The organism is Butyrivibrio sp. VCD2006 (assembly GCF_000423925.1).
Taxonomy (GTDB): Bacteria; Bacillota; Clostridia; order Lachnospirales; family Lachnospiraceae; genus Butyrivibrio.
Genome location: NZ_AUIX01000023.1, coordinates 35,316 through 60,225 on the forward strand (window position 1 = coordinate 35,316; position 24,910 = coordinate 60,225).

Below are 24,910 nucleotides of genomic sequence, written 5' to 3' on the forward strand. Positions count from 1 at the left end.
TATGATTCAAACGACTAAAATGAAATTATGGAAAAGCTAATCGCAGAGCATGTAATAAATAATCTTGATATGGCTATTGAACAGGGCTGGATAGAGGTTTACTACCAGCCTGTTATTCGTGCTCTGACAGGTAAGCTTTGCGGAATGGAGGCTCTTGCCAGATGGAATGATCCTCATTGGGGAAATCTTCCACCTGCTAAATTTATAAAGCCTCTGGAAGATAACAATCTGATATATAAGCTGGACTGCTTTATCATTGATAAAGTGTGCGAGGATCTGAGCTACCTTGTGAAAACCGGGCAGAGCGTAGTGCCGGCATCTATTAATTTTTCCCGACTTGATTTCATGAAATGTGACATGTTCGAAAGAGTCGAAGAAGCTATAAGGAAATTCGATGTCCCGAGAGATTACATTCATATAGAGATCACCGAGAGTATCTTTGTACAGGATGAAGGTACTCTTCATGAGGTTGTGGATAAATTCAGAAATGCCGGTTATGAGATTTGGATGGACGATTTCGGAAGTGGATATTCATCCCTTAATCTTCTTAAAGACTATAGCTTTGACATGCTGAAGATGGACATGATTTTCTTAAGTTCACTTACAGAGAAATCCAAGGCTATTCTGCGCTCCACCATAACCATGGCAAAGGATATAGGAATTAAGACACTGGCAGAGGGTGTCGAGACCTGGGAGCAGTATGAATTCCTTAGAAATATCGGTTGTGAGCAGCTTCAGGGCTTTTATTTTGGACGACCTCAGCCAATCGATGATATGATGGCTCATCTAAAGGAAAAGAACATCCAGGCAGAGGAGCGACAGTGGAGACATTTTTATGAGATAGCCGGTTTTCATGTGAAGGATACGGATATCCCGCTTGAGATAATAGAGGATGACGGAAAGAGTTTTCACACTCTGTTTATCAACAAGCCTTACAGGGATCAGCTGCTTCATGCCCACGATGACGGACTGGAGCTTTCTGAGATAGACAGGATCATTTATAATCCCACATCGCCTCTTCTTCAGAAATACAGGGAATTTGCGGATATTACCGAGAAAAGTAATAACATAGAGACATTTTATTATACCGATAACGGAGATTACCTTCGCTTTAGGGCAAAATGCCTTGCAAAGCATAACGGACATAGCATCATTAAGGGATCAATTATCAATATTTCCCTCGATCAGAACACCAGCGAAAGAGATATGCTTGATAACAAGCTGCGCGAGCTTAATCTGCTGTTTGAGGTTGTTGATCTTATTAACATTGAGAGTAATATTATTGCGCCTCTCCTTGGCAGGCTTCGGTATTTGCAAAGTGATACACATATCTATTCCGACCTCAAGGAGGCAATTGAGCAGATAGCTGATAAAATAGTCTATGCGCCTGAGAAGGATGACTTCAAGAAGTATATGGATCTTTCTACCTTGATGGAGAGAGTTGAGAATAGTAAGAAGGGCTATCTTGAGAAAATCTTCAGGCTTAAGCAGACTGATGGAACCTATAAGCGTAAAAACATCATAATCATGACTATACCGGGTGCCGGTGGGAGCGAGTTCCTTTGCTGCTATAAGGCGGTGCCGGACGAGATTGCCAAGATTCTTGACGGACTTACTGCGTCCGCCCGTTCTCTTGTGGATAAATATCTCGCTGACAAGGGACTTGTCACTTACTCAGAGCTTTGGGAAAACATGATATGGGATTCCACCATCAAGTTTTTCTGGAAGGATAAGGACAGGAGATTCTTGGGTGCGAGTCAGGCATTCCTCGATTTTTACGGCATCAAATCTCTCGATGAGATTGTGGGTAAGACCGATGAGGATATGAGATGGCATGTGGCGGATGAGCCATATATGAATGATGAGATCGAGGTCCTGAAAAACGGAGCCCGCGTTATGGATGCGAAGGGACAGTGCATCGTATCCGGTGTGGTTCATGAGATCACCTGTCAAAAGATGCCTATATACAGAAACGGTGAGATTGTTGGACTTGTCGGATTTTTCCAGGATAGAGATGAGGAGCTGTACAGGCTGGAGAATCTGGCGCTTCCATCAAATGTTGACAGCGTAACAAGGCTTATGAATGCCAAGGCTCTTTTCATAAGCATGATGGATTATGCCGTTGAATACTCCGATAAGGGCAAGAACTATGGCCTTATTGTTATGCGCAATTCAAAGCACGCAAGGATTATGAAATCCTATGGCTCAGATGTTGCGGAAAAACTGCTTGCGGAAATAGGTCGAAGAATCATTGAGGTCACCGGACAGTCATGCGCTGTGGCAAGAACCAAAGAGAGCATTTTTACAGTGCTTACATATGTCAAGACCAGGGAAGCCCTCGCGTATCTTGCCGAGAGCATCAGGAAGTCGGTGGAGAGCATCACGAAGATAGATGGTAACAGCGTCACGGTAATGGTGGATATTTCCTTTGTCCTAAGAAGTGATGAGGGAGTGTCGGACGAGAATATTTATCCGGTGGCACTGGATAAGGTCATGGAGATAGAGGAAGAGGAAGGAATTTGAGGCTTAGTGCGGAAACTCTTTCCGCTGCAGAGTCTGAGGTGTTTTTCACCTGAAGTGAAGATTTTGCGGCCTTGGTGTTCGGGACATAATGATGATAATGTGTTATTATGTTTATGCATTATCGTTTTGACAGTTTTATATGGGTGCCTGGGGGAAATGAAACGGTATATGGGCGCCTTTAAAAAGAGGGGAGAATATTTACGGAGGAGAGCGTATGAATAAAAGCTTATTAACCAGAGGACTGGCCATAGGCATGATATGCCCTATGGCTTTTTTGAGTGCTTGTGGGAAAAAGAATGAAACAGTCAGTGAGGATAAGGTGGCAACCGAAGCTGTGATAGACAGGGATCACGTTTACACTATGGATGATCTTGTGCTGCCTTTAGAGGGTGATATAAATGTAAACGGTTTTTGCAGCGGTAAGGATGGGATTTACACCCTGGTAAATACATATGGTGGGGAAGAATCGAAGACAGCAATCCTTAAGATATCCTATGAGGATGGAGAAGTTGCTGAAGTTCCGATCCCAGCCACTGAGAACGTGTATTACGAGAATCTTGAGTGTGATGATGACGGGAATCTTTACCTGATCAAAACTGAATATAGTGATGAGTATTTTGATGAAGAGTATTCTGATGATGTTGTGGAAGAGGGTACAGTTGCAGTAGCTGAAGATGGCGAGAGTTCTTCAGATGATGAGGCAGCAGGCGATGTAGGAGATGGCACGGATGCTGAAGCTGAAGATGGCGAGAGTTCTTCTAAAGATGATGAAAGCTCTACGTATGGCGAGGCAGCAGGTGATGGTGAGAAATCTTCTGGTGCTGCTGAAGGTGATGTTGAGGATTCTTCTGAGGATGCTGGAAATGATGGTGAGGACTCAGAGGATGAAGTTGTGTATGACGAGGAAAGCAGCGCATCTCTAAAGCTTGCTAAATTCTCACCCGAGGGCGGGATGCTTTGGGAAGTGCCGCTAACAGACGAAGATTCCAAGCGCTATGTTCAGTCCATGAAGTATGTCGACGGGAAGGGAATCCTTACCTGCTGTAATGGCGAGTTTTCCTTATATAATGAGAACACCGGTGAAGGGAAGAGTCTTTTCACAAGGCATGAGGAGTCTGACGATGATTATTACTATGCATCTTTGTACAGAGTAAAGTCCGGAGATGTTTATATTTCCGAGGAGGACTGGTCAAACGACGGAAGATCCAAAATAATTAAGCTTAACAAAGATACGATGCAATTTGAGGATGAGACCGAACTTCCTGAAAACGTGTATGGCGGAAGCTCACTGCAGCCCGGTAATGCTTACGATTTTTATATAAATAATAATTCCAATATCGAAGCATTTAATCTGGGTGATGATAAACCGGAGCTTATCTGTGACTTTACAGCTTCAGATATCATGGTTGATTATCTGAACTACTTCACGGATACCCCTGATGGCAAGCTTTTAATAGTAGCTAATCAGGATGAAGGCGGGTGTCTTATCTCCAGTCTTACGAAGGTGGATCCTTCACAGGTAGTTGAGAAAGAGACGCTGACGCTCGGTACTGTATATATTCCTCAAACTATAAGAAAGCAGGTAGTTGAGTTCAACAGAACCAATGACAAGTACAGGATAAAAATAGTCGATTATTCTGATGTGGATGCCGGAGATACAGGTGATGCGTATTTTGATGCAGCAAGTAAGTTAGGACTCGATCTGACACAGGGCCAGGGACCTGATATGCTTGTGATCGACTATAGCATGCCTTTTGAAAGCTACGCTAAGAAGGGAGCTTTGGAACCCCTTGATCCTTATTTCGATGCTGACGAGGATATAAGTATTGAGGACTTTTTACAGAATGTTATCGATTCCTGCAGGGTCGATGGCAAGATATATACATTGATGCCTTCCTTCCACATTGAGACCTGCGTAGCAGCTAAGAAAAAAGTAGGCGGTGAGAAGGTCACTATTTCAAACTATCAGGATGTTTGCAAGAACAATGGAATCGATCCAAAACTAGGCATGGGATCAATGACCATAGAATCAGCTGGGGAGTTGTATTCCACAGTGGGCATGCAGTTCCTTGATTATGAGAACGGTACCTGCAGCTTTGATTCACAGGGATTCATTGATCTTCTTAAGTTTATCAAGGAGTTCCCTAAGGATCAGGAATCCATGGGTATTGATTATGAGGAATTTGAGAGCTATTACAGAGAGAACAAATCACTTCTTCTTGACTATTATATCAGCTCTTTTGATGACTATCAGGTTCTTAAGAAGGGATACTTTGGAGAGGATATTCTGTTTAACGGATTCCCCACTGCTGATGGCGGAGAATCATTTATCTCACCTTTCATGCAGATTGCAATGAACAGTGATTGCAAGCATAAGGATGTAGCCTGGGAATTCATGAAGTCTTTTATGACTGATGAATATCAGAAAAGTGTTGAATGGTCATTCCCTATAAAGGAGTCAGCTCTTTTGGCCATGGCAGAAAAGGCTCAGGAGAAGCCCTACTATATTGACTCCGAAGGAAATAAGGTAGAGACCAGCAGTTCATGGACAATTGGAGATATTGATGTCGAAATAGAAGAGCTCTCAAAGGAAGAGACAGAAGAGCTCGTGGACTTTGTTAAGTCTGTTACACATACTGCTTTTTACGAGCAGCATATCATTGACATAATCCAGGAGGAGGCACAAGCCTTCTATGAGGATCAGAAAACTGCTGAAGAAGTAGCTAACATTATACAGAGCAGAATTTCAATCTATATGGGTGAGAATTCGTAAGAGAATAATGGGTGTTTTTGATTACAATTGGTAATTGGGAAGTCAATTATTAGTGAATACTTGCCTATAGTAGGTAATTGAAAAATCAATTTTTGAAGGAATTGTCATTTTGACTGAAACCCTCTTTATTGTGCTAAGCAGTAAAGAGGGTGTTTTATTTGCAAAGTTTCGAGTTTTAAAGACGATGAATGGAATCGCATTATTGTGTAAAGAGAGAGTAGCGTAAGTTTATCTGGTAAGAAATTTTGAGTCTGTTGAACTTTCATGAGTGAATGGTAAATTGTGCTGGTATCTTACGCCACCCTTGACTGAACCTGAAAGAAACGCCTCTTCATCGTGCCGACGGTGAGAAACTCAAGAACAATCTGATATTTCTCTGCCGTCGCATTTGCATTGTGGCGTTTCTTTCAGAACCCGTCAAGGGCAAGCCCTGCGGGTGGCTAGGTATGGGCCTCTGGTTCAAAATCTAAGAACAATCTGGTGGCCTGGCCAGCGGTTGTAGATGAGAATTCCAGGATGGGAAGAATGGGGGCGATTTGTGTAGGGCAATCTTTGCGGTGGCTGTGACTTATTCATCTATGAAATATGGAAAAAACATGATTTCATAGATGGGTTTTGGCGTACAGTCTATGAAATAGTGAGAAGTGTTGATTTCATAGATATGTGGAAACTACAATGTCTATGAAATAAGGGAAGAACATGATTTCATAGATAATCTATGGCCTGCAATCTATGAAACAGAAAAAAATGTTGGTTTCATAGATATTTAGAAGCTATTATGTCTGTGAAATTGGAAAAAACCCTGATTTCATAGATAATCTATGGCCTTCAATCTATGAAATAGTGAGAAGCGTTGATTTCATAGATATGCGGAAACTACTATGTCTATGGAATAAGGGAAGAACATGATTTCATAGATAATCTATGGCCTGCAATCTATGAAATAGTGAAAAATACTGATTTCATAGATGCTTGTAGCTTTATTCATCTATGAAAATTGAAAAAAGCCTTATTTCATAGATAACCTATGACCTGCAATCTATGAAACAGAAAAAATGTTGGTTTCATAGATATTTAGAAGCAATTATGTCTATGAAATTGGAAAAAACCTTGATTTCATAGAAGCTTTAAGATTTTGGAAGAATTTTGAGAAAACCGCGGCCGCAAAAGGTGAGGGAGTGTAGTTGCGGCCGCGGGAGAGCTAAAGAGAAGGGATGAAGAGGATGAAATATAGAGAAAAGAGCGGCCGCAAAAGCCGTGAAAGAGAAGATGCGGCCGCGGAAAAAATAACTGCAACGGTGGTTACCATTGCAGTTACAACTTATTAAATATCAAACGGCTTATTTACTGTTTAAATCTGCAGTCTTCGTCGCCCATGAAGAATAGTGCGACTGTGCCGGGACCAACGTGTGTGCCGGTTACGGGCTCATACATAACAGAAAGAATCTCCTTAGGAGGATTGTTCTTGTTAAGAAGCTCGATGAGGTAAGCTGTGTCATCAGGATTATCTGCGTGAGCTATGCATACAGTCTGGGAGCCTGCATCCTTGACTATTCTGTCATAGGTATCAGCCATGGCCTGGATGGCCTTCTTGTTTCCGCGGACCTTATCAAAATTGATGATCTTACCAAACTCGTTACCTCGAAGGATAGGCTTGATATTGAGAACTGTTCCGATGATCATTGCAGCATTGGAAAGTCTGCCTGTTCTCTGGAGGTGACGAAGAGAATCTACAGTGAATATCTGATATACACACTTTGCGTCATAGGTAAGCTTCTCGTAGCATTCCTCGATGGAAAGACCCTGCTTTCTATATTCTATTGCCTTAAGAACAACAATTCCTTCTGCAAGAGAAGCAGCCTTGGTATCGAGCATGAAAAACTTTCTGTCCGGAAAATCTTCTTCAAGCATCTCCTTAGCTATAAGAGAGGTGCTGTAGGCACCGCTGATTCCGGATGACATTGCTATATAAAGAACGTCATAGCCTGCTTTAGCATGTTCTGACATCACATCGTAATAAAACTGGGGTGATGGCTGTGTGGTATTGCAAAGTAAACCACTTTTGATACTTTCGTAATAGCCTTTTCCATCGAAATTCTCTATGTCAAAACACTGACGTATGTCGTTTTCATTGTCCTTGGGATAGTATGAGAAGGGGACCTGTTTAATGTCCTCGGGATCCAGAAATCTTAGAGGCAGATTGCAGGATGTGTCTGTTACAATTTTAAAACTCACTATATAATCCTCCCAAAAAGTTATACAATATAAGGGTGTTTAAGACTAAAAATGCAATATGTAGTATGCATGTAGTTTAAACCACTACATTATATCATAAATAATACGATATATGACGCAACTGACATCAGGAATTCAATTTTTATTAAAGTTTTAAATGAGGGTGATTAAATATGAATGTCTGCTTACTTAATGATTCATTTCCGCCTGTAATAGACGGAGTGGCAAATGTAGTAATGAATTACGGAAGAATTCTCACACAGGACATAGGTGCGAAGGTGGTTGTGGGAACCCCACGCTATCCTGACGCTGATTACAATGGATATCCCTATGAGGTTATTCCTTACAGCAGCATGGATACAACTGATATTGTGGCGGGGTATCGTGCCGGGAATCCGCTTGCCATGCGCGAGATCACGAAAATGGCTGAGTTTGGTCCCGAAATTATCCACACGCACTGTCCTGCGGCTTCCACGATTATGGCTAGAATATTGCAGAATGAGACAGGGGCGCCGATTGTTTTCACATATCACACCAAGTTCGACGTTGATATTGCAAGAGCAGTGGGTGAGGGCTTTTTGAAAAATGAGACCATAAAGGCTATGGTCAAAAATATAGCTGCCTGCGATGAAGTGTGGGTGGTTTCCGAAGGTGCGGGAGATAATCTTAAGTCCCTTGGCTATGAGGGTGAGTATCACGTAATGAGTAACGGCGTGGATTTCCCCAAGGGAAGAGTTTCTGCTGAAAAGGTGGCTGAGGTCACAAAGGACTTTGATCTGCCGGAGGGTCTGCCTGTTTTCCTCTTTGTCGGAAGAATGATGAAGTATAAAGGACTTCCCATAATAATCGATGCGATGAAGCTTCTTGCCGATGACGGCATAGACTTCCGTATGGTTTTTGTCGGCGGCGGCGCTGACCTTGAAGAGATGCAGGAAAAGGTGAAGGAATACAACATCACTGATAAGGTGATCTTTGTCGGACCTGTTCATGACAGAGAGAGTCTTAGAGCCTGGAACACGAGAGCAGATCTGTTCCTGTTCCCTTCGGTATATGATACCAATGGAATAGTAGTGCGCGAGGCAGCAGCCTGCGGACTTGGAAGTGTTCTTATAAAAGGCTCCTGCGCAGCGGAAGGAATTACACATGGACGAAATGGCTACCTTGTGGAAGAGAACGCTGAATCGATGGCAGCTCTTTTAAAAGAAGTGGCCGATAAACACGACACCATGAAGGATGTTGGACAGCATGCTATGGACGAGATCTACATCTCGTGGGAGGATGCGGTTCATGCAGCCTATGAGAGATATGGAATAATCAAGGAGATGGTTGCAAATGGTACGCTTCCTAAGAGGAAGAAACAGAGCTCCGATTATATTCTTGAGTCAGCATCCATGATAGTTAAGGGAACTGAGCACATTTTCGATATCCCCAGAAATATATATGGCGGAATGAAGGAAAACTTTGAAGATTTCAAGGAAGACTTCAAGGAGGATCTTGAGGAATTCAAAGAGCGTCTTCCCGAGGGAGTTAAGGAGTTTTCCGAGAAGTCAAAGGAGCTTTCCGAAGCTGCAAAGAAGGGCGTAAAGAGCGGACTAAAGTATGCTGAGCAGAGCGTTCGCGAAGGCCTGGACATCAGTATCAACGGAATGAAAATGGATTAACGTTCTTAAATAGGTGCGTAGTATGAGTGATATAGGAAGAGAAAAAGACTGGTACAAGCGCATGGCGTTTTACCAGATATGGGTTCGAAGCTTTGCCGACGGTAACGGAGACGGCATAGGCGATCTTTATGGCGTCTACGATAAGCTTGAGTACGTGAAAAATCTGGGAGTTGACGGCATCTGGTTCTCGCCGCTGTATCCTTCGCCCAATGCGGATTACGGCTACGACATTTCCGACTACAAGGATATCCATCCGGATTACGGCACTCTTGATCAGTTTAAAAAGGTGCTGAATAAGGCCCATGAGCTTGGCCTTAAGGTCATCATGGATCTCGTGGTCAATCACACCTCGGATGAGCATCCATGGTTCATAGAGAGCAGGAAGGGCAAGGACAACCCTTACAGCGATTACTATATCTGGCGCGATAAACCCAACAACTGGGACTCTCTTTTTGAGGGAAAAGCCTGGGAATATGATGAGCAGAGAGGCCAGTACTATCTTCATATTTTTGCGAAAAAGCAGCCTGACCTTAACATGGACAATCCTAAGGTTCGTGAGGAAGTCAAATCCATAATGCGCTTCTGGCTTGATATGGGAGTCGATGGATTCAGAGAGGACGTTATCAATTTTATATCGAAGCAGGAGGGACTGCCGAACGGCTTGCCGTTTTTGCCTGCCGTGAACGGAATGCCCTATTACAAGGACGGTCCGCACATCCATGAATATCTTGGAGAATTCCGCAAGGTCTGCGAGGAATATGACTGCTTTCAGATTGGTGAAGGACCCATGACCACTGTGAATTCTGCTTTGAAATATCTGACAGGCGAGAACAAGTCGCTGGATATGATGATTTCCTTTGATCACATGATGGCAGACTGTCTCTATACAGAATACGTTCACAGACCATTTTCATTGGTAAAACTGAAAAGGGCCTTTACGAAGTGGCAGAACGCGCTTGCAGGAAAAGCGTGGAACAGCCTTTATCTGGAAAATCATGATCACCCGAGGATCATCAGCCGCTACGGAAGTGAGCATTACCACAGAGAGAGTGGAACCATGCTGGCGGCATGCTTCCTGTTCCTGCAGGGCACACCTTTCATCTATCAGGGGCAGGAGATTGGCATGACCAACATCCGTCTCCACTCCATTGACCAGTATATCGATGTATCAAGCATAACGAATTACAACACATATCATCTCAAGGATACTGAAAAGAGAAGGATTCGCAGGATTCACCTATCAAGTAGGGATTCGGCAAGGACTCCTGTGCAGTGGGACGATTCTAGGTATGCCGGCTTTTCTACAGTGAAGCCGTGGTTTTATGTGAATCCCAATTATAAAAAGATCAACGTGAAAGCTGAGGAGAAGGACGAATTCAGCGTTCTCAATTTTTACAGAAAATGCCTCTCCTTAAGAAAGAGCTCCAAGGCCCTTCTCTATGGAGATTACAAGGAGTACTTCCCTAAGGACAGCAATATTTATATGTATGAGCGCTCACTCGGAACCGTGAGCTATCTGATCATCTGCTCATTTTCAAGGCTTCCTGCGAAGGTCAGCATTCCTGATAAGTTCATTGGCAAAAAGGGACAGCTCATGCTCTGCAATTATCCCGACAGGAAACAGATGGTGGGAGATCTGAAGATCAGTGATTCCATAAAGCAGGTATCAAAGAGTATGCTCGATGAAAAGTCTCTTGAAGCAGGAGAGGAGCTTGTGAGAAAGGAACTGTGCACCATCGCGGTTCAGCATGGAATGTACAGGCCCTATGAGGCGAGAGTTTACAGGTTTAGGGTTCAATAAAAAAGACTTCCCCACTGCGGAAGTCTTAATTTCTAAACACGATCCAATTGTGAGACCAGGGTACAGGAAGTCCGAAAAGAGTTACAACCTTTTCGGCTGCATTGCGGTACCAGGAGTAATTCCATCCGGCGCCCATGTCCATGTAGACTGCGTTTGTTACGCCGAGCCTTCTAAGCTCCTTCATGAATTCATCAAAATGAAGCATGTTTACGGAATCGATGATACAAAGACTTCCGTTAAGCTCAGCGAGAGTTCTGTAGCAGCGGGCTCTTGGCCTGTCAAAGCGCATAACAGTCTTTTTATCTTTTATAAGTGCGAATTGCATGAAGCCGCTTCCTCCCTCAGAGGCGGCCTTTTTTATTGCACCTTGCGGGTCATCGAATTCAAATGAGAAACCACCGTTTGAGTAGGTAAAGGCTGCGAAGGATGACTTGTTATAAGGGCTTTCATACAGCTCACCGTTTACGGCGTGATCACCCTCCACATTTTCCTGAGAAAAGCCAAGACTTACAGTGTGCTGGAAGGCTGCTCCTGAGCACCAGGTTATTGATTTGTCGAATTTTGAAGGACGATCCTTGCACACAAGCTCAACATCTGAATACTCGGGAAAAATCACGTAAACCTTGCCGGTGTTGTAAACTAAGGTCTCATCCCCCGGAAGGATTTTTTCAGTGGACATTCTGGTAGCATTGATGCTGTCTTTAATTTTTACATGATACTGAGAAATCAGTCCCATAAAAATGAAGATAAATGCGGGGATTACCAAAAACGATGTTGCATAAAAAACATGGTAGACAACACGCATCAGCTTATTCTTCATCTTTTCAGGGCCGTATAAATACATGACAAGCGTGATTAGCTGCAGAGTCATCAGTGACAGATAAAAGCCGTGCAATACATTCAGCCACATTTGTGCAACAAAAAAGGCAGTATATGCTCCAAGTGAAAGGAGTGTCATGGCCATAAGCCATAATCCGGAAAGTCGTTTACGTATGTTCATTGTTTTTTCTCCGTTCACGTTTTTCTGCAAGCAGTTCCTGATGTAGCTGTTTAAATGAGTCAAATTGAGATTCGATGCTCACAAGCAGCAGGAATATGGACATGTCATTCAGGTATTGGAATGCATTTTTCCACAGTAACATTCGTGTAAATCCAAGCTTGCTGTTTGCAATGAGAAGCAAAAGATATACAACAAATTTAAAGCTGATAGCCATGCGGTTTAGTATGACATTTTCAGGATTCCCGTGCCTTGCATAATTTATCAGAAAATGATTGAGGGTTATGATGATCGTCATAAGAAACGACATTCCGGCAGCAGCCAGATAAATACTACCCTGAACTCCAACTATGAGGTAAGTATCAAAGTCCTCCTCGCCCCACAGTTTTCCAAGAACCAGATAAGCCTCCTGATACATGATACAGAACAGAACTCCGCCCATTAGTCCTTTTGCCACATCCCAGCTGTAATTGCGATATGCCAGATACATAGCTATGGTCGTCGATAGCTTAATCAGGATTTCAAAATTGTTAAAGGAATCACCCTCGTTTGGAATAAAAACAAGACAAATGATACTGGTTACAACAACTAGCGCGCAGGCAGTTGTCATAAGCTGATCACTTAGAAATATAGATTCATTTTTCGTTTCGGTATTATTATTTTTGCTCATGGAAATCATTTTACCAAATTGCAGGGTTCATTGCCACAAAATGTACCATTTATGCTGTCTGGAAAGAGGTGGTCTGTGTTATAATCATCTTCTGAGGGGACAGTAGTATTTAAGGAGAAAGTTTTAGGGGAAAGTAAAATGGGGAAAATCAAAAACAATCTGTTTTTGGTCATCGCATATTTGATGTGCATGATCGTCTTATTTGGGTGCTCATCCATAATTACCAGAGCGGAAACAATGATTCCTGCAGAGAATCTTGGTTTTAAAGGTGACGGATATGTTTTCACGGCAAGAACACCGGGATATTATTCTGTTTTGCTCGTCTGCAAGGATGATACCGGGACAGAGAGACTTATCTTTTCCGGTTATAACGGTTACCAGGACATAGCTCAAACGATCACTGGAACAAGCACAGAAATAGATCACGGTTTTAATTACCTTGGAACATATACGCTTTATGTCATTGGTTCACTTAATAAGATGAAGGAATATGGTTCGATAGAGTCGTATAAGAATGAGCCGGGTTGTGTGATATCAAGCTATTCGACAACAATAACCGAGCGTATGCCACAGCCTCAGGATTTAACTCTCAAGGTAAAAAAGAAGAACGGAGAAAAATGCTACTGGATTACCTGGTCGGATGTAAACCGTGCTCATTTGATCGAGGCTACCGGATACCAAGGCACTTATTGCTCCGACACGAATTACGATACTATTACTGCACGTGAATATGAAACAAAAATAAAGGTTAAGGTATTAACCAGCAATTTAAATAAATATGCTAACTCTGAGCCTGTTATTTTAATTGGTCCTGCGTGTACTGATATTTATGATCCTGATCCTGAGGATGCTAACGAGGATCCTGACCCTGAGATTAGTGATGTTCCATGGCCGGAAGGTTCTGAGGAATCTGATGATCAAAAGGATCCTACAGACCCCGGTGAACCAACGCTCCCTCCAAAGCCAAAGAGCACAAACAGAGAACTTTTTGTGGCAGATGCAACGGATACGGCAATGACTGTTGACTGGAGCTGCGGCGTAGAAAAGATGATCGAAGAATGGCAGGATGCCGGTGCTAAGTCATGGAAGATAAAAAAACCAACAATTGGCTTCATGAAGCTGCCTTATAAAATAAATGAATTCAGTAAAGTACAACGTGTAAGTGTTGATTTTGATAAAAAACAGCATACGATCAAAAATCTTGAGCCAAATACCGGCTATTATGTAACTGTTTCGTTTGATTACGAATATAAGAAAAAATCAGGCAGTCTGGCCAAAGGAAGCAAATCCTTCACGCTTGAGGAAGCATATACGGGTGGAGCTTCTACTGCAGGAAGCATGAAGGTTTTAGGTGTTACGGGAACTACGGCGCAGGTAGATATCAGGCCGCTGATCAAGAAGATTAAAGAGGAATCCTTGGCTGAGGGTGCAAAGCGCGTTGAACTGCATTCTGCATATCTTGGCTTTGCGGATCAGGCAGAGGGTAAGGAAGCTGCTCTTAAAGATGCGAAAGCGATGGCGGGAAGTGGGGAGTATAGGTTCCATTATAATCAGGGGAATTATACTGTACGCGGACTTTCCACAAAGCATTCTTATACCTTTGTTACATCAATTGTCGTTCAGAGTACCTTTGTAAAAGAAGGGAAAAACTATCAGACAATCAAAAGCATCTATTCGGTTTTGCCGGATGTTACTACAGAGAGTTACGATGATTCCGCAGTTTTTGCACCTATAGAGGAATCGCATGAAAAAAACACTAGAAAAGATCTCGATGATAGTGTAGAGATCTATCCGATTTATAGATCCAGTAGTTTTCAATTTTCTGCAGAAGCCATGACTGATACTATCACAGTAGACTGGTCAAAGCAGGATGACAGCGGTGCAGTAGTAAGTGGACCAAATAATGAGAAGAAAATCTACCTCGCTTGTGTTGAGGAGGCGAATTATGACAAAGAAGCTGACGAGCGGCAATTTGGAGCACTGAAAAATTTCGGACCGAATGTACGCGAGGCTGTAAAAAAGGTAGATGCAAGGTTAATCAAAGTCGATCCTAAAGATAAGACGTATACTTTTACAGAACTTGATCCTGATAAATCTTATCTTGTAATGATGCTCTGCAGCTTCAAAAAAGGAACTTTATCCTATAAAAAGATGTACGCATATAAACGCGGCATTGTAACAGAGGGAGAAAAGGGTACTTATGATCTTCGTAAGGGCATAGAGAAATTTACCAAAAATGCGGATATGTACAACGTAGCCCTGACAAGAAAAGGAAGTGAAGCATATCTTGACTGGAGCAAAACCTTAGAGAAATTCTTTGCTCAGGATTATTTCAAGGAGCGCTTCGCAAAATTACTTACAACCGGTGGATATCAAACAGCTATAGGTTATTGCGAACTTCCGACCAGGTATACAGAGAAGGAATTGAAGAACTGCTATCTGGCTGCAAGATCGATGGCATATTCGAGAGACTATGCATCAATCTGTATAGACTCAAAATATACAAATGCCAGAATTTTTGGTCTTAAGCCCGGGGTTAAATATGTTTTTGCAATCAGGTTCAATTATGGATGCTATGAATATGGAACCTTGACCTCGTTAGAAGACACCATGTACGCCGATGAAAATGGTCTCAACTACCTGAAGTGTAAGAAGGTTGGAAAGAATTATGTCGGCTTTGATAATCAGCCTCCGGCTGAGGAAGAGCCCGGAGATGAGCATGGTAGTGGAGATGAACCTGGCGGTGGCTCCGATAGTGGAGAATCCGGCGGTGGAAACGGTGGTTCCGATAGTGGAGAATCCGGCGGTTCAGGTAGTGATAATGGTGGTTCCGGTAACGGCAGTTCAGACAATGGCGGCTCCGGTAGTGATAATGGTGGTTCTGGCAACGATAACGGCGGTTCCGACAATGGCGGTTCTGCTAGCGATAACGGTAATGGCGGCTCTGACAATGGCGGAGCAGGCAACGATAACGGTGGTTCTGGTAGCAACAATGGCGGCTCTGATAGTGGCAACAGCAGCACAGAAAACGGAACCTCTGCAGCTACAACACCCGTAACTGTTAACACGCAGAATACTCCAATATCCTATAGTGAAAACGGAGTTACTTACAAAATCGGCGTTGACGGAAAAGCTACAGTGGCAAAGATAGACGCAGTTAAGAGGGCTACTATAAATGTAGTAACAGTGAATGGAGTTGAATATCCTGTAACCTCAATTGCAAAGAATGCTGCAAAGGGCAACAAGAAGCTCGCGTCACTTACAATAGGATCAAATGTCACCAGGATCGAAAGCAAAGCCTTCTATAATTGTAAGAAGCTAAAGAAGGTTACAGTTAAGGCAAATAAATCTCTTTCAGTAGGAAAGGGAGCTTTCGGCAAGCTTAGCAAGGATGCAAGCGTTAAAATAAACGGCGTCAAGGGAAAAACTAAGAAAAAACTTATTAAAATAATCTCAAGCAAGTGATAAACCTAAGCTACAATAAATGATTTCAGATGCATCTTTGAGAGTGCAGGATTCTCGAAGATGCATCTTTTTAAAAAGTGTTTATAACAAGTTTTTAGCTTTTGTGAATCTTGTTAAAACATTAGATTTTTTGATATAATGTCGAATGATATAGTTTTTGATTTTAAGGAGCAGTCTAGAGATGGCACATAAATTCAGCTTTTATAACACTCTTAAAAGAGATGTGGAGGAGTTCATCCCCAGAGAGGACGGCAAGGTTTCAATGTATACCTGCGGCCCCACAGTTTACCATTTTGCACATATCGGTAATATCCGTACATATATCATGCAGGACGCACTCATCAAGGCACTTGAATATTGTGGCTACGATGTAAAGCGCGTAATGAACATCACTGATGTCGGCCACCTTTCATCAGATGCTGACACAGGTGAGGACAAGATGCTTGCAGGCGCAAAGCGCGAGCACAAGACAGTAATGGAGATCGCTGATTTCTATACCAAGGCATTCTTCAAGGATTTCGATGCTGTCGGCAATAAGCGCCCCGATGTCATCGAGCCTGCAACCAACTGCATTCCTGAGTTCATCCACATGGTTGAGACTCTTCTTGAAAAGGGCTATGCATACGTTGCCGGTGGTAACGTTTACTTCGATACCAGCAAGCTTGAGGATTACTATGTATTTTCATCTGCTATCGAGAAGGAGCAGCTTGCAGTCGGTGTCCGCGATGACGTTGAAGAGGATACAGCCAAGAAGAACAAGACAGACTTCGTTCTTTGGTTTACAAAGTCCAAGTTTGAGGACCAGGCTCTTAAGTGGGACAGCCCCTGGGGTGTTGGTTATCCCGGCTGGCACATCGAGTGCTCATGCATTTCCATGAAGCACCTTGGTGAGTTCATCGATATCCACTGTGGTGGTGTTGATAACATTTTCCCTCACCACACCAATGAGATTGCTCAGTCCGAGAGCTACCTTGGTCACGAGTGGTGCAAATACTGGTTCCACTCCAATCACTTAAATGACAGAGCAGGAAAAATGAGTAAGTCCAAGGGTGCGGTTCTCACAGTTTCCGTACTTCAGGAGAAGGGCTATGATCCCCTTGTTTACAGATTCTTCTGCCTCCAGTCACATTACAGAAAGCCCCTCGAGTTTTCCTTCGAGGTTCTTGATAACACAGTGACAGCCTACAACAACCTTGTTAAGAAGGTTGAGGCACTCATCGCTTCTGATGAAACATTGAAGGCACTCTCAGAGAAATGCAAGCAGGATAAGGCCTCAGAGGCAGCAGAAGCTACAGATGTTGCACAGGTTCTTGAAGCAATCAGAAACAGCGCAGACGTAGATCAGAATGTGAAGAAGGAGTTTGAGGATAAATTCGCGGATGCGGTTTCAAACGACCTCAACACTTCAATGGCTATAACACTTCTTTACGATGTACTTAAGGCTGACACAAATGCAGCTACAAAGCTTGCACTTGTAGATAGCTTTGACAAGGTTCTTTCTTTGGACCTCATCGGACATGCACTTGCAGATGACTCTGCAGACATCGATCCTGAGCTTGAAGTTTACATCAAGGACGCTATCGAGAGAAGAGCAGCAGCTAAGAAGGCAAAGGACTTTGCAACAGCTGATGCTATAAGAGATGAACTCCTTGCCAAGGGTGTTGAGATCAAGGACACACGCGAAGGCGTTAAGTGGACACTTATCTGACAACAAGTTAAATAAGAATAATTAAGAAAGACTACCGGTTATGATGGCTGGTAGTCTTTTTTTTCGCGCAAAAATTATCTTTAAAACATAATCATAAAAATTTAATAATATGCATTATTGTATTTTGAATATGATTGGAATATTATCGACTTAGTGAGTCTCCGAAAGAGGTGCTCAATTTTGATAAGAAAGTGTTACGTGTATTCAATAACAAGGAGGTTTCTATGAGGCTTGGTAACAGACGCCTAACTTTTGCAGTAATTCTTCCATTACTGATTATAACTCTTTTTATGCCATTTGTGGCAATGAGAGCTTCTGCTAAGGTTAGGGACAATAAGGACGTAGTTTTGGTTAATAACGATGTACTTACGGCAACTGTGCTTAGTACACATCTGGATAATGCTTCAGGCGGATATAACGAGACCGGATACAATGCAGAGGTTGAGCTTAAGAACAACACAAATCAGCCAATCTATGTCCAGATGTATGCCAAGAAAATTAATAATCGTTATATAGGAATTGATCTGCTTGATAGAAATAATGTATTTTCAAATACGGCATCTGCAACTAGTGAGACGCTGAGTCATTTTGTAAGAATTAATCCTAAGACATCTGTGACCAGATATGCGGTTGTTTCAACTGCGACTTTTGACTTTCTTAAAATAAATAAGATCGAACAGATTTCAGGATGGTTCAAGGTTAAGAATATTGGTGGACAAGAAATCACTACCAATGCAGTAGGTGGTTTCAATTATAAGCTTATTACTGAGGAGTCACAGGCTCAATCCGTTTTTTCAGATGAAGCTGTTTGTCAGATAAAAGTGGATACAGATAAAGGCTCTTTGAAAATCAATCTTAATTCATACGATGAGTCATATTCAAATAACTACGCTTCATCTTATCTTTATGGTGAGGCACAAAATGAAATTGATGATAACATATCAATTACGATATCTAATCCCGAACAAACAAGAGTATATTACAGTGGTGCCTTGAATAGCACGGGGATACATAAGAATTTTATTCTAACCGGAAATATTCAGGATGAGGGTATTAATGAAGGCGATTATTGGAAAGATGTACTTAAAGAATCTAATCTGAAAATTGTGATAAATAAACTGGGCAATTTTGAAGCCCTGGCTGAGACGACAATAAGCACTGAGAAATTAGCAAAGCTTACAAAAGGGAATCCTCAAAGCCCCATATATTCATATGCATCAATTACCGGCAATAGTGTTGTTTACTACGGTAGTGATGAGGTCACTTATCAGATGTTAATAGGAAGCTCCTATATGCCTAATAGTGAAGTTACCTGGACATCAAGTGAGGAGGATGTAGCTAAAATAGAAGATGGTCGCCTTACAATGGTTGATGCAGGTACTACTGTCATCAAAGCCGAGTATAACGGTACAGTGGCTTCCACGGTAGTTCAGGTAAAAGATCCTGTTATGACCATTAGCACTAAGGATATTTATGTTGGAACCAGGAAGTATTTCTCATATACACTTACACCTGATCCATATGAGGATGAGCCTGATTTAGAAATTACGAGCAAAAATGAGGATATCCTCGAGATACAGGGGAATTACCTGATAGGAAAAAAAGAAGGCGTTGCAGAGGTTGAAGCAACCTATACGACAGGTGCAGGGGTAAAAATAAAAGCTTCCCAGTTTGTAAAGGTTAAAAAGCTTACAAGCGCAGGCATTCGACTTTCAAGTGATAAGCTCACTTTGTACTATCTTGATCCCGAGACAAGCACAGAGGATGATTATGATGATTACTCTACAACTAGAGCTCTACGTGTTTACAGTAACTATTCAAGTGGCTCAATTTTAGCTAATCCGACATGGACTATTGCAGATAGTTCTGTTGCTGAGATCATCACAAGAGCTTATGAGGATTATGATGATGATGATGATTATGAAATTAACAAAATAAGAATACGTGCCAAGAAGGTTGGAAAAACAACAATCACGATGACGCTGGGAGATATAACAAAAACCTGTGAAATCGAGGTCCTTGAGCCGCAGAAGGATAAGCCCCAGGAAGATGATGAGGAAAAAACGGAAGAAGAGGAAGTACAGAAAGCAGCCAGCAACGGTCCTATTCTGAATATTCCTGATTCCAATAGAGTAGTATATTCCGGCGATGACATGGAGGTCACTCTCGAAAGAGGTTACTATAGTAATGGTAATTACAATCTGGAATTCTTGTTTGATAATAAAGAGGCTAAGTATCAGTCAGGTTCATTAAATATTACAAGTATAAACGGACTTAAGTTCTATAATAATTCATATTTAAACTACTACTATAATGTTGGTGCATCTCAATACATTGATGTTTATGCAAATGGAAAGCAGAAATTTACACTTTCTATTTATCCCAGAGCTTTTGCACAGCTGGGAACAATGAATATTGATGAGATTAAAGTTGCGCTTACAATAGGAAATGCCAATCACGATTTCACGATTTCCAGCCAGAATGGAATCACATATGAGAGAGTAAAAGGTGGTGAAAAGGAAATTGTTAATAATAATGATCTGAGCATCACAGCAACTTCAATTTCAGAGTTCACCAACACAGCATACAATTCTACCGTAATAAAATATGGTGATTCAGCTGATGTGACTGTATTTGTTGAGAATAAATCTTCTGAGGCTATGGATGTGAGCCTTAATGTTGAGAAGATCAATGGAGTAGATGTTCTTGATAATATTAACTGGTATACAGAGGATGGCGGACAAAATGCCAAGATAAGACCCGGAGAAAAGGTTTATGGATACTTTGAGATTCCCAGAAGAACCTACGCTCTTGCTAAGAGAGATATAAAATCTCTTGAGGTAGATGTTACTGTAAGGAATGCAGATGGGACACTTAAAGATACTCCGAATTTAACAGTTGATACATCAGGAATACAGCCAAAAACTCAGGAGCTCTATATTTCCACAAATAGTATCCTTTATGAGGGAGAATCATATACAAAGCCTTCAGTTTATTACCTTAATTCAAGGGGATCGTACACTTATTATGAAGATGAGGCATATGATTCTGAACTTACATGGACCAGCAGTGATACAGATGTACTTAACGTGACAAGTGACGGCAAGCTCTATCCGATGAAGGAAGGACATGCTATGGTAACTGTATCTGATGGAAAACGCATGGGTGCAATGGATATCACAGTATATGGGCCATCCATTAGTATATATGCAAGTGGAACAATTAGTGAGGGCACATACTCATATCTGTCTTTAGATGTTCATCCGAATAAAAATGTGGATTACAGTAAGGTTAAGTTCACTTTTGAGGAAGGCGAAGATAAGGTTGAGATATTTAGAAAGGATAGTTCCGGATCCTTCTATATCTACGCAAAGGAGTCCGGTACAGTAAAGATTAATGCAAGCTATCAGCTTGATGCTGATACTACGCTGACTACAAGCTATCCTGCAACATTTACAGTTAGTGCTCTGGACAAAATTACGCTTAGCAGCAACTACATGAATATGTATCTTGGCAGAAGATATAATACTCTGACAGCTTACGCCGGATATAGTAGTTATTCCGGTAACATCTTATACAAGGCAGAATGGAGCGTTGAAGGCGATGCTGTAGAGCTGGTTCCCTATAATCAAAAAATAACTTATGGGGAGGATGACGATTATGATGATGATTACTATACAGTGGGACCTGATTATTCTGGATCTATAAAAATAAAGCCTGTTGGAGTCGGGGAAGCTACAATAACCTGTACATACGGTGGCAAGACAGACACATGCGTAGTAAGGGTAACCGAGTACAATGAGGATGATGATTACTATGACGATGAAGATGACGATTACGATGAATACGAAGAGACACCTGATCCTTCGAATGCTTCGACATCGGTTCCTGTAACACCTTCTGAAACAACTCCTGAGACAACCCCTGCAACCAATCCTGCAGACGGTAACCAGAATCAGCAGACTCAGGGCCAGACTCTTACTGACACAAGGACAGGAGCTACCTATACAGTAACTGCTGATGGTGGAGTTCAGTTTACATCATCTAACAATACAAAGGCATCTAAGATTACAGTACCTGATGTTGTGACGATTAATGGAGTTACATACCCTGTTACATCTGTATCTGCTGATGCATTTAAGAACAACAAGAAAATTACGCAGATTACAGTTGGTAAGAACGTAACCAAGATTGAATCAAGTGCATTCCAGGGTGCTTCCAAGCTTAAGACAGTAAATCTCTCAGGGTCTAAGATAGAAACTATTCAGAAGAATGCTTTCAAAGGCTGTAAGAATCTTAAGACACTGAAGATTAATGCCAATAACTTGAAGAGTGTTGCGAAGGGAGCATTCAAGGGAGTTAATTCTAAGGTTAAGGTTACACTAATGGCTAAGGATAGGAAAACCTTTGATGCTAATGTAAAGAAGCTGACTAAAGGCGGACTTAAGAATGCAAACTTTAAGTTCAAAAAGAAGAAAAAGTAATTCACAAGTTTTACATTGCAGGGCGGCCGTAAGGCTGCCCTGTTTTCTGTTATGCAACCGGTTCCGTTGGATTTTCCAGTCGAAATCCTTTTTTATTCAAGAGGAAATTCCTTTGGATTTCCTCTTGAATAAAAAGCGCTCCGCTAAGGATGCGACTGGTGCGCAGATGAATTTTGCAAGCTAAAGCTTGCGCGCACCAGCGCGCAAAGAGTCGCGAGCGACTCTTTGTTCTGCATCTTACCTTGGATAAATGTATCTTACCGGACAATTCATTGTTTGATTCACAGTCATGATTTATATTCAGTATAGTTAAAAACGAAAGGGGATATAACATGACTATTTTTTTATTCGCAGTACTTATGATTACCGAGATAGGATTCGTAGTGTTCGAGGCTACAAAGAATCCTGTTAAAAAGGAGTGGTCTGTAAGCAGGATTGTTGAAAATTCAGCACAGCTCCTTATATATCTTGCAATGATCTTATTACCCGGAATTGATTTTTCATTCAGATTTAAAGGGCTTTTCATCATCCTGATCATCAGAATTGTAGTTGCCGGAATTATTGCACTTTTGACTAGGAAAAATGAAAACAAAAAGAGTAAGGTTGCTATTTTCTTTAGCGCAGTATTAAGTGCAGTTCTTTTCATAATGAGTCTGATTCCGGCCTTCATTTTTACGGATTACAACGGAAGACCATTAACAGGAAAATATGAAGTGGCACAGAAAGAGGCAATTCTTATTGATTCATCAAGGGTTGAGACTTTTGAGACAGATGGATCCTATCGCGAAGTTCCGGTGCATTTTTATTATCCTGAGAACTACATAAATGAAAACGGAGAAGAGAGCATGCACACACTTCCGCTTATTGTTTTCTCTCATGGAGCATTTGGTTACTATCAGAGCAACACCTCAACATACATGGAACTTGCAAGTAATGGATACGTTGTAGTTAGCCTTGATCATCCTTATCACTCCTTCTACACCAAGGATTCAGATGGAAAACTGATCACAGTTGATCAGACATTTGTTCAGACTGCAATGAGCGTTGGAAATGATCCTGACGCACATTATACAGAAGAGGAAATCTACGAGGTTACATCAGAATGGATGAAGCTTCGCATGGATGATATGAACTTTGTGGTTGATACATTAAAAGAAGGCGCATCCGGAAACTATGGAGACAGCTGGTGCTTTGCAAGTGGTAAAGAAGCAGAGATCAAGGAAGCAGTATCACTTATAGATACTTCAAAGATCGGACTTATCGGTCATTCACTTGGCGGCGCAACCGCAGTTACAGTTGGAAGAAGAGAAGATGTTGGTGCTGTTGTTGACCTTGATGGCACAATGCTCGGCGAAGAGATAGGCGTTGAAAACGGAATGCCTGTTATAAATGAAGAGAGATATACAACTCCTTTGCTTTGCATCACCAATGAACCCCACCATTTGGAGGCAGCAGAGGCAGGAAAACTGTCCTACTCCTATGCGAACAATGTTATACTGAATAATGCGGATGAAGGCTTTGAAACTTATGTTGCCGGCTCTGAGCATATGGACTATACTGATCTGCCGCTTTTTTCCCCATTCCTTGCAGGCTTACTTGGAAAAGGATCTGTGGATTCAGGCTATTGCATAGACATAACAAACTCGCTGGTACGTGATTTCTTCAACTGCTACTTAAAGGGAGAAGGTACATTTACTGTACAGGAAAGCTACTGATAATGGACGTTAGAATTCAAAAAATTGATGAGACCAATACTGAATATGTAGAGATAGGTTGCTACAAGACAGATAGCAGGGTGCAGGATATCGTCAGGTTTGTAAAGGCGAGAGAGGGCAGCATTGAAGCGGTGCTGGAAGAGAAGCACTATCAGCTTCCCATCACTGATATTTATTACATTGAAGCAGTGGATGATAAGACTTTTATCTATATGAAAAAAGATTGCTATGAGGCCAGAAAGCGCCTTTACGAGTTTGAGAGCATTCTTTCTGAAAGAGAGTTTGCGCGCATCTCCAAATCCGTTGTAGTAAATCTTATGAAGGTTTCATCAATAAAGCCGGCGCTTAACGGCAGATTTATGTGCATGCTTGCAAATGGAGAAAAAGTGATAATTTCCAGGAAGTATGTGCCGGATGTAAAAAAGAAACTTAAAGGGGAAGCAGAATGAAAGAGCGCGTGGTTGATGCATTCAGGAATTTTTTCATAATAGTAACACATATAAATGTGGCTATGTTTGTGCTTGGCGGAGTTCTAAAACCGGATCAGAAGTTTGGCTATGAGGCCTTTGCTTATCCCCTTATCTATGGGGCTATAACCAGTATTCCCGGGCTTTGCATGAGAACCACAAAGGAGATGTCAATTGCTCAGACTATCATCAGAGAGGTGATTCAGCTGCTGCTGATCGTAGTAGCTCTTCTGGTGATAATGTTCGGAGGCAGGCCCCTTACTGTTGATATGGCATTTCAGGCTGCGTCAGTAGCGGTCAGTGTAATCATTGTGTTTATATTGGTTAATCTGATCAGGTGGATTTTAGATAGAAAGACGGCGGAAAAGATGACGGCGGATCTTGAAGCTTTTCAAAGAAGAAATTAGAAAT

General features: G+C 41.9%; 13 protein-coding genes. 10 read left to right on the top strand and 3 right to left on the bottom strand.

Annotated features, from left to right (window positions below; translation table 11 throughout):
* Positions 1–27 precede the first annotated feature (27 nt).
* Together G586_RS24885 and G586_RS0109950 are read left to right on the top strand one after the other, a co-directional pair.
* Positions 28–2,523, top strand: coding sequence for an EAL domain-containing protein (locus G586_RS24885; protein ID WP_051204697.1), 2,496 nt, complete (start codon positions 28–30; stop codon positions 2,521–2,523).
* Positions 2,524–2,737: 214 nt separating this feature from the next.
* The gene (locus G586_RS0109950; protein ID WP_026527651.1) at positions 2,738–5,296 is read left to right on the top strand and encodes an ABC transporter substrate-binding protein; all 2,559 of its coding nucleotides are present in this window, start codon (positions 2,738–2,740) and stop codon (positions 5,294–5,296) included.
* A gap of 1,344 nt (positions 5,297–6,640) precedes the next feature.
* Here the strand turns inward: G586_RS0109950 and G586_RS0109960 are convergent.
* Entirely contained in the window at positions 6,641–7,531 is an 891-nt protein-coding gene (locus G586_RS0109960; protein ID WP_026527652.1) for a DegV family protein, read from the bottom strand.
* A 173-nt stretch (positions 7,532–7,704) separates the two neighbouring features.
* Here G586_RS0109960 and G586_RS22465 point away from each other — a divergent pair, with 173 nt between their 5' ends.
* Both G586_RS22465 and G586_RS22470 read left to right on the top strand, forming a co-directional pair.
* Positions 7,705–9,192, top strand: coding sequence for a glycosyltransferase (locus G586_RS22465; RefSeq protein ID WP_051204698.1), 1,488 nt, complete (start codon positions 7,705–7,707; stop codon positions 9,190–9,192).
* Between the two features lie 22 nt (positions 9,193–9,214).
* Positions 9,215–10,993 (top strand): alpha-glucosidase, encoded by a 1,779-nt coding sequence (locus G586_RS22470; protein ID WP_051204699.1) that lies wholly within the window; start codon positions 9,215–9,217, stop codon positions 10,991–10,993.
* A 25-nt stretch (positions 10,994–11,018) separates the two neighbouring features.
* Here G586_RS22470 and G586_RS0109975 read toward each other — a convergent pair whose 3' ends face one another.
* Both G586_RS0109975 and G586_RS0109980 read right to left on the bottom strand, forming a co-directional pair.
* A complete protein-coding gene (locus G586_RS0109975; RefSeq protein ID WP_026527653.1) occupies positions 11,019–11,993 on the bottom strand; it encodes a hypothetical protein in 975 nt (324 codons plus the stop codon).
* Complete coding sequence (locus tag G586_RS0109980; RefSeq protein ID WP_155834089.1) at positions 11,980–12,660, bottom strand: hypothetical protein; 681 nt, start codon at positions 12,658–12,660, stop codon at positions 11,980–11,982. The genes G586_RS0109975 and G586_RS0109980 overlap by 14 nt, the downstream gene beginning before the upstream one ends.
* A 138-nt stretch (positions 12,661–12,798) precedes the next feature.
* Here G586_RS0109980 and G586_RS24890 point away from each other — a divergent pair, with 138 nt between their 5' ends.
* From G586_RS24890 to G586_RS0110010, 6 genes are all read left to right on the top strand, one after another.
* Positions 12,799–16,125, top strand: a complete 3,327-nt coding sequence (locus G586_RS24890; RefSeq protein WP_051204700.1) for a leucine-rich repeat protein — start codon at positions 12,799–12,801, stop codon at positions 16,123–16,125.
* A gap of 181 nt (positions 16,126–16,306) precedes the next feature.
* Positions 16,307–17,833, top strand: coding sequence for a cysteine--tRNA ligase (gene cysS / locus G586_RS0109990; protein ID WP_026527655.1), 1,527 nt, complete (start codon positions 16,307–16,309; stop codon positions 17,831–17,833).
* A 224-nt stretch (positions 17,834–18,057) separates the two neighbouring features.
* Positions 18,058–22,317, top strand: coding sequence for a leucine-rich repeat domain-containing protein (locus tag G586_RS0109995; protein WP_026527656.1), 4,260 nt, complete (start codon positions 18,058–18,060; stop codon positions 22,315–22,317).
* A 332-nt stretch (positions 22,318–22,649) separates the two neighbouring features.
* Positions 22,650–24,032, top strand: a complete 1,383-nt coding sequence (locus tag G586_RS0110000) for an alpha/beta hydrolase family protein (protein ID WP_026527657.1) — start codon at positions 22,650–22,652, stop codon at positions 24,030–24,032.
* A 2-nt stretch (positions 24,033–24,034) separates the two neighbouring features.
* Positions 24,035–24,481 (top strand): LytTR family DNA-binding domain-containing protein, encoded by a 447-nt coding sequence (locus tag G586_RS0110005; protein ID WP_026527658.1) that lies wholly within the window; start codon positions 24,035–24,037, stop codon positions 24,479–24,481.
* Positions 24,478–24,906, top strand: coding sequence for a hypothetical protein (locus G586_RS0110010; protein WP_026527659.1), 429 nt, complete (start codon positions 24,478–24,480; stop codon positions 24,904–24,906). The genes G586_RS0110005 and G586_RS0110010 overlap by 4 nt, the downstream gene beginning before the upstream one ends.
* The last annotated feature ends 4 nt before the right edge of the window (positions 24,907–24,910 follow it).